The organism is Photorhabdus aballayi (assembly GCF_026153155.1).
GTDB lineage: Bacteria > Pseudomonadota > Gammaproteobacteria > Enterobacterales > Enterobacteriaceae > Photorhabdus > Photorhabdus luminescens.
In genome coordinates, this window is record NZ_JAPFCD010000059.1 from 22,865 (window position 1) to 30,442 (window position 7,578).

Annotated in this window: 6 protein-coding genes; 1 reads left to right on the top strand and 5 read right to left on the bottom strand. The window is 36.9% G+C overall.

The features are described 5' to 3' along the window. Positions 1-90: 90 nt before the first annotated feature. The 4 genes from OO184_RS20855 to OO184_RS20870 form a co-directional block, all read right to left on the bottom strand. Positions 91-1,002, bottom strand: a complete 912-nt coding sequence (locus OO184_RS20855) for a LysR family transcriptional regulator (protein ID WP_265380838.1) — start codon at positions 1,000-1,002, stop codon at positions 91-93. Positions 1,003-1,602: 600 nt separating this feature from the next. Further along, positions 1,603-2,331, bottom strand: a complete 729-nt coding sequence (locus OO184_RS20860; RefSeq protein WP_265380833.1) for a hypothetical protein — start codon at positions 2,329-2,331, stop codon at positions 1,603-1,605. A 77-nt stretch (positions 2,332-2,408) separates the two neighbouring features. Then, a complete protein-coding gene (locus tag OO184_RS20865) occupies positions 2,409-3,143 on the bottom strand; it encodes a hypothetical protein (protein WP_265380834.1) in 735 nt (244 codons plus the stop codon). Next, positions 3,140-5,029, bottom strand: coding sequence for a Tle2 family T6SS lipase effector (locus OO184_RS20870; protein ID WP_265380835.1), 1,890 nt, complete (start codon positions 5,027-5,029; stop codon positions 3,140-3,142). The genes OO184_RS20865 and OO184_RS20870 overlap by 4 nt, the downstream gene beginning before the upstream one ends. 735 nt (positions 5,030-5,764) lie before the next feature. Between OO184_RS20870 and OO184_RS20875 the strand changes: the two genes are divergently transcribed. Further along, on the top strand, positions 5,765-6,130 hold the full coding sequence (locus tag OO184_RS20875) for a hypothetical protein (RefSeq protein ID WP_265380836.1): 366 nt from the start codon (positions 5,765-5,767) through the stop codon (positions 6,128-6,130). Between the two features lie 178 nt (positions 6,131-6,308). Here the strand turns inward: OO184_RS20875 and OO184_RS20880 are convergent, their stop codons facing one another. Next, positions 6,309-7,223, bottom strand: coding sequence for a LysR family transcriptional regulator (locus OO184_RS20880; RefSeq protein WP_265380837.1), 915 nt, complete (start codon positions 7,221-7,223; stop codon positions 6,309-6,311). Between the last annotated feature and the right edge of the window lie 355 nt (positions 7,224-7,578).

The following is a 7,578-nucleotide window of genomic DNA, read 5'->3' on the forward strand; positions in this document are numbered from 1 at the left end:
TATTTCATGGCTTGATTACTTTTAATATTCAATATTACATAATTAAAGAAACACCTAACCAATTAAAATAACAATACCTTATTTATCATATTAAAATATCAAATCAGAAATTAATGAATTTAAAGGTTCTTTATATTTATTTCTGAGAGCATAAGCACAATACCTTACCGATGGTGCTGGACGTGATTCAAAATTCAGAAATGCTATACTTTTATCAATATGGGCAGAATAGCGCATTTCATTGGGCGTCATTAAACTTATCGCGACACCCGCTTTTACCAGATCCAATCTATTAGTAAAATCAGGGACCGTCAATAACGCCAAACTCGGGTATTCAGGCAGATAATTCAATGGCATAAAATTATCGCATTGTTTTAAAAAGGCACTATTATGCTGAACCAAAGGAAAACTATATATTATTTTATCAGCATGACTTTCTGGTTCTAAAATATCATTGGATACAGCAAGAGACAGCATTTGATAAGCACCATCTATCCTGATGATATCGTCATTATCTGGATAACATTCAGTCGTCACATAAACCGTTATATCTCCTCTCATTAATGAAGAAAATACCGCATCTTGTCTTATTAAATCATCAATTAGAAAATTGTTGATTATACAAATATCGCGATAATGATAACGTTGCACCGCTCTTTTTACGACCGTAGATATCTTATTAACATATTCTCCACTTGTACCAATAACCAGTTTGTCTCTGTTTGATAATTTATAATTTCTACGACAATTCCACTTATCCTCAACTTTCTGGATTCTTTCATAACACGGCAACAGCTCCTGATATAGCGCCCTGCCCTCTTCCGTGAGCTTAGTTTTTCCCGGTAGTCGCTCAAATAATTGATACCCCACACGCTGTTCCAGTTGATATACGAGCCTGCTAAGTGGAGAGGGAGTAATACAAAGCGTATCCGCTGCTAACGTGAATGACTCTTTCTTAGCTGATTCCATAAAATACTTTAGTTGCTTTGAACAAAATATCATCACACACCCTCTTGTTTTCATTCCAGAAATAGAATATTAACCATAGAACATGACAACGATGTTTCTACTTTGCATTCTTTTACATTAGGACATGCATTAATGGACATTGAATTTCACTACATCAATTGTTAATATTTATTTAATACTTGCACAATAATTATAAAATAAATATAAATCACCACTATATTAGGGTAATTATTTTAATGAAAATCCATATTATCTTATTAAGAAAAATATATCTCACCATTATTAGAATTTTATATTTCAATTAGTTATAAATATTATGATAATATCTTCATTAAATGAATTTCAATATAACATTAAATAAATTACACAATTAACACTCTCCACAACTAAATTTCACTATTCTTTCATTGCTCATCAATTATGATGCAAACAATAACAGTTTATTCCTTCCAGCTTTAATCAAAAAAACAATTGCAAATTTTCCATCTGCTTTTTTTGCAACAGCTATTTAAAGAAAACAATTAGATCCCCAACAGGCTAATACCCTACACGCATTCTTAGATAAGTCTCGCAGCTAAATATTGTTTAACATTTATCATGGTAAGTTTTCCTCAATTCCTACAGAAGTAGATATTATTTTATCTTCCAGTAATCTATCGTTTGGCGATGGAGGTCGATTCTTCCATTGGGATATTCAACCCATTCTCCTCTCCCATTAGTCACCGTGATTTTCGGCATTTTGGTTTCATCCAGCTTGGGTTTATAGGTGATTTTCCATTTAGCGCCCGGTGTTAATTTTAATCTGAAAGGATACATTTTAACTTCACCCTGTAAGGATACGCTTTTCGGAAATCCTTCAACTATTTCTAAAACAGGGTAAATAACCGGGCTAAAGTCAATTGTATTCGATGCGGCGATTTCGCTAATATTCGTCTGGACTGCATCATTAATAAATGCGATTAAACCGGCTCCCCCATAGGGTACTGCATCTTTCGCTAGATGGTGGACATTAGTATAGGTTATGGACACAAAGGCCCGGTTAATTTTCCATTTGCACCGGCCACCACCGTTAAAAGGCAGCTTTGTTTGAAAATAACCGGTTTGCGGATCAGCTTTCACTTTCAGGCGAAGTCCATTATAGGTTGGTACTTTATAAGGTGACATGTCAGCATGTAACTGATATTCAAGGCAATCTTTTGAAATATACTCTGCGGATACATGTGGTTCGGTATATTTCGGCGCTACCCCTTCTACCGTGATCCATTGATTCTCTTTAGGAGGAGAAAGCGGTTCATTAGGATCAGCGCAGCCTGATATTAAAATCACGGATAAGACCGATAAGTATTGCTTTATATTGATCATGGTAACTGTTCCTCAATTCCTACAGCGTTATCTATATAGCGTGTTAAGGCTAGATTGCTTTTGAAATTGCAATTTACTTATTTTATGTATCGGAAGTCGACTTGTTGAGTATCGGTTTTAATAAGCCCATCAGGATATTCAACCCACTCTCCTTTTCCATGAGTAATGGTGATTTTTGGTATTTTGGTTTCATCCAGCTTAGGATTAAAGATAATTTTCCATTCAGCTCCCGGAGTTAATTTTAATTGGAAGAAACGCGTACCTACTTCACCTCGTAAGAATAAGCGTTTCGGAAACCCTTCAACTATTTCCAGAATAGGGTAAATAACAGGTCTAAAATCTAGGGTATTCAACACTGTATTTTCGCTGAGACTTGTTTGGGTTGCATTGTTGATAAAAGCGGTTAAACCTGTTCCATTGCCTCCCTCATTAACAACATCCTTCATCAGATGGCTGACGTCAGTATAGCGCACAGACACAAAAGCTCGATCAATCTTCCACTTACATCGGCCACCGCCATTAAAAGGTAATTTCGCTTGAAAATAACCGGTTTGTGGATCGGCCTTTACTTTCAGACGAAGCCCATTATAGGTTGGTACCTTATAAGGTGACATATCTGCATGTAGCTGATATTCAAGGCAGTCTTTTGAGATATACACAGCGGATACATATGGTTCGGTATATTTTGGCACTACCCCTTCCACCGTAATCCACTGATTCTCTTTGGGAGGAGAGAGCGGCTCATTTGGGTCAGCACAGCCTGATATTAAAATCACAGATAGGACCGATAAGTATTGCTTAATATTGATCATGGTAACTGTTCCTCAATTCCTACAGCGTTATCTATATAGTGTGTTAAGGCTAAAGGTCCTTTTTGATCCTGTTGAGTGCAAATCAATGCTTGCTTTAAGTGATGGTCCATCTGTAAAAATAATGCATCGCGCTGCCGGATATCTGCAACAATATCGTTCCTCTCATTCAGCGTTTTTTCAAATAACTGTTCTTGATCTCGGAAAAAATGGTATTTATCCGGTGCAACTAATTCTGCCAGTCGTGCGCCAATGTAACGGGCGTATTTCAATGAACTGTGATCAGGGAACCCCAAGGCATCTTTTTCGGTCGGATTCTCATTCAGTGGAAACCATTTGGCTTTATCCGCATCGCTTATTTGTTTAAAAAATCCTTTTTGAATCTCCCCCGCAGCCTTTAGATTGTGTTCCGTTTCACAGTTTAATGACGGAATTAAATACAATTTTGTTTTGGTGGGTAAAGTGGTTCTGAGTCGTATATGGTTGCTTGGATTACGTTCCTCCAGCCATTCAATAACCAGATTGATTTTACAAAAGTGCACTATTTTCCCGTGATGTAAGAAAATTTCACCGATTTTGGTAACATCCAGCAACTCAATAGGGCTGAATAGATAGCCTAGCGGTCCCCAACAGTCATATAGCCAGTTATCCAGATTTTTTTCCGGTGGTAATGAAGGGATTGGGTCATCTTCATTCACATGGCGGTAATGGGTGATATCTGCTAGTTCCCGTACCGCACTGGCAGTTAACACCCGAGGCATTCCATAGCTGTAAAAACATGGATCATATTCTTTCAGTTGTGCGCAATGTAGTAATGCAAGCGCTCCTCCTAAGCTATGACCGCAAACAAATAACCTTTTGTTGTTAGCTAACTTAATGATATCGCTAAATACGTCTTGAGCTGTATCACTGGGAACTCTTAACTTGCTAACTAGGTTAAATGCCTCCCAAAACCCTTTATGTACTTTGCCGCTATGAATAAACCCGCTGCATAGCGTTTTTTCCTCACAACCTAGTTCCAAAGGTTGGTACGTAGCATCTGTCAGAACATCCTCTGTACTGGCTGTACCCCGCCAACTGACAATCACATCGTTTTTACTTGCCACATAAAACAACTGAGTATTACCCTGCTTGTTATCCCCTGTTTTTGAATTAATAAATTCCACTTGAGCATAACGTTCACTAAACGGTACATCGTAAACTACAGGCGTTGCTGACAATTCTTCCACTTTATAGGGCAATTTTGAAACATCCACCATTTGCCGGTTAAAAAAGTGTTTCACAGAACCTTCAATATCAACATCACCATTGGCATAAGCCAGCACGCTCATTAAGCTTTGGTTATAAGCATTCACAATGGAATACTCTTTTTGATGATGCAGCAGCAGAACCCAGGCCCGAAACGGGCATACTTCCAGAACATACCGTCGATTCATCGGATAGACCTCATAGCCTTGTGGTTCCGGGTCCGGGAAGTGATAAGGGGGTGGAATGTCTTTAGGATCTTTCCAATCCTTAATCTCCGGCAATCCATCACTGATCTGCCCGATAGTCACATAGCGATATTGATGGCCTTCAGTTTCTGCTTTTGGCTTCACCACCGAAGCCTCTTCACCGCGTATTTCCCGCAACGGACGCTGTTCCATTTCGTCGGCCAGTGGTTGGGCGCCGATATACAGGGTTACCGGATGGGGTGGCATATCTTCTTCCCTTAATAAACCATTGCCATCGGTAACGCCTTTACGTCCCAGCCGAGGATTTCCTCGGATTTTCAAACGATAAGGCATATTGATCAAGGGTTTCCCCTGTTCATCCACCAACTGAAATTCCAACCAGTTTTTCAGCATGTTTTTACAATCAAGACAATAGAGTGGGCTTAATTTGCTCATTGATACTCTTTCCTTACTGTACTGTTAACGTTATATATAAGGGCACAGCCCGAACATCATGGGATAAAAATCCCACAGGAGTTCTCCCGTCTGGCCATCAATGACCTTCATCATCACAAAAGCATCCATACTGATGAAATCAGCACAAACACCTCAATATGACCACAACTTATTGATTTATCTAAAAATGAATAAAACAGTAAAAATCCTATTACCACAGATAAAAAACACCGCTTATGCCGTGAGTAATAATGAGTTGAGCGACAGGGATACAGCAGTGCATCCCCATCAATTAGTCCCTTTGAATAAAGGGAACAGGAGTTGGAATTTCCTTCATACTGTCCAATATGATGGAATTTAAGTTATGATTATTAAATCATCAATAAATAGCAAGAGAAAATTTTCATTTTTTTAATTTACAAAAATACAAATTTGTAAGAAAGTGTTACAAACTTAATAGAAATTAATTTACTGTTAATCTAATGAAGGATGAAATTATAAAAATAACCCATTTCCCATTTTTTCCTCATGGTCAGCCAACCACACCCACTATCTGATACCTTAATTCCTATCAATACAATCTCAAACAATACAATCTCAAAAATTACCAACGCGTTTGCATTTATAACATCTACGGCAAATCGCTTTCCTTGCCTATTTAGTGATATAAAATCTTCTGGATATTGCCATAACTTAAATTATTTTGAAGATTAACACCATCTAAGGAGTTAAAATATGAGCAGCTATCACTCTGCAATTGACCAAAAAACACCATCGATTAGTGTATTGGATAACAGGAAATTAAATGTACGCACGCTGGAATATCTACGTACCCAAGCCGGTGAGAAGCAAGTATTTAAGATGGATTTAAACGATTCGAGAAAAGGCCTTACTGAAAAATTGAAATTAAGAGTCAGTGGACCACAAGCTGGACAAGCGGAAATATTGCTTCCCAGAGAAACACCGTTCGAGGTTGTTTCAATGAAACATCAAGGTAGAGATACCTATGTATTATTACAAGATATTAAACCCTCCGCTGGCGCTCATAGGAATGTACGTAATACTTATACAGGCAACTTCACGTCATCCAGCACAAATTGAGTTATGCAAAATAGCTATTGATTAATTTAGCCATAAAAGATCCCCTGAACTTTGATTCAGGGGATTTAACAACCAACCATCGTTAAAAGCTCAAGAAAGTTTCATTCAATCACGATAATATTTCATTAATCAAAACCAGTAGTTTAATTCATTCAATAATAAACATCCCAGATTAACCCTAAAGAATTAAATCTGAAATGAGTAAATTCAATGGTTCTTTATATTTATTCCTGAGAGTATAAGCACAATACTTCACTGATGGTGTTGGATACGATTTAAAATTCAAAAAAGTAATATCTTTATGAAGATCAGCAGAACAGAACACTTCATTCGGTGTCATTAAACTTATCGCGACACCTGATTTCACTAAGTCCAACCGATTAGTAAAATCAGGCACAGTTAGCAAAGTTAAATTCTGGTATTCAGGTAGACAATTCAGTGAAATAAAATTGCCACACTGTTTAAAGAAAGCACTATTATGCTGAGCCAAAGGCAATGTATATATAATATCATCAGCGTTACTTTCCGATCCTAAAATATCATTAGCTACAGCAAGGCGCAAAGTCTGATAAGTTCCATCCACTCTGACAATATCATCGTTGTCAGGATAATGTTCAGTCGTCACATAGACGGTTATATCTTCTTTCATTAAAGAAGAAAATATTGCCTCTTTTCTTGCCGAATCATCAACCAGAAAATTGTTTTTTATGTAAATATCACGATAATGATAACGTTGTACCGCTCTTTTTATCACTGCCGAAATTTTATTAATATATTCTCCACTTGTCCCAATAATAAGTTTCCCGGCGTTAGCTAATCTCCCGCTTCTCCGATAATGCCAATTATCCTCAACGCGCTGCATTCTCTCATAACATGGCAATAACTCCTGATATAATGCTCTCCCCTCCTCAGTGAGTTTGGTTCTTCCCGGTAATCGTTCAAATAGTTGACAGCCCACACGTTGTTCCAGTTGATATATGATCCTACTTAGAGGAGAGGGAGTAATACAAAGCGTATCCGCTGCTAAAGTAAATGACTCTTTTTTCGCTGACTCCATAAAATATTTCAAGCTCTTTGAACAAAATAGCATCATATATCCTTCTTATTTTAATTAATCGTTCCATCCGCAATAGAATGGAATATTAACAAGAAAACATTACAACTACTTTTCTTCTTTGCATTATTTAACATCAAAGTATGCATTAACTGAGATTGAGTTTTATCATCTTTATTCTTAACAGTTATCAAACAATTTTCATTATTATTGCAAAATAAATATAACCCCATCTTATGTTACAATAATGATCATAAAGAAATTTCACATATTATCATTAAGTAATAATAGGCATAATTAACCATTTAATTAAACATTTCAATTGGTTGACAAAGTCTCATTATGCTCAACATGTAATGAGCACAATTTTAACATTAAATAAATTGCATAGTTT

What these genes read in the sequence shown, in the direction of transcription:
- OO184_RS20855 (WP_265380838.1), bottom strand. Translation starts at nt 1,002, where the DNA reads ATGATATTTTGTTCAAAGCAACTAAAGTATTTTATGGAATCAGCTAAG.
- OO184_RS20860 (WP_265380833.1), bottom strand. Translation starts at nt 2,331, where the DNA reads ATGATCAATATAAAGCAATACTTATCGGTCTTATCCGTGATTTTAATA.
- OO184_RS20865 (WP_265380834.1), bottom strand. Translation starts at nt 3,143, where the DNA reads ATGATCAATATTAAGCAATACTTATCGGTCCTATCTGTGATTTTAATA.
- OO184_RS20870 (WP_265380835.1), bottom strand. Translation starts at nt 5,029, where the DNA reads ATGAGCAAATTAAGCCCACTCTATTGTCTTGATTGTAAAAACATGCTG.
- OO184_RS20875 (WP_265380836.1), top strand. Translation starts at nt 5,765, where the DNA reads ATGAGCAGCTATCACTCTGCAATTGACCAAAAAACACCATCGATTAGT.
- OO184_RS20880 (WP_265380837.1), bottom strand. Translation starts at nt 7,223, where the DNA reads ATGATGCTATTTTGTTCAAAGAGCTTGAAATATTTTATGGAGTCAGCG.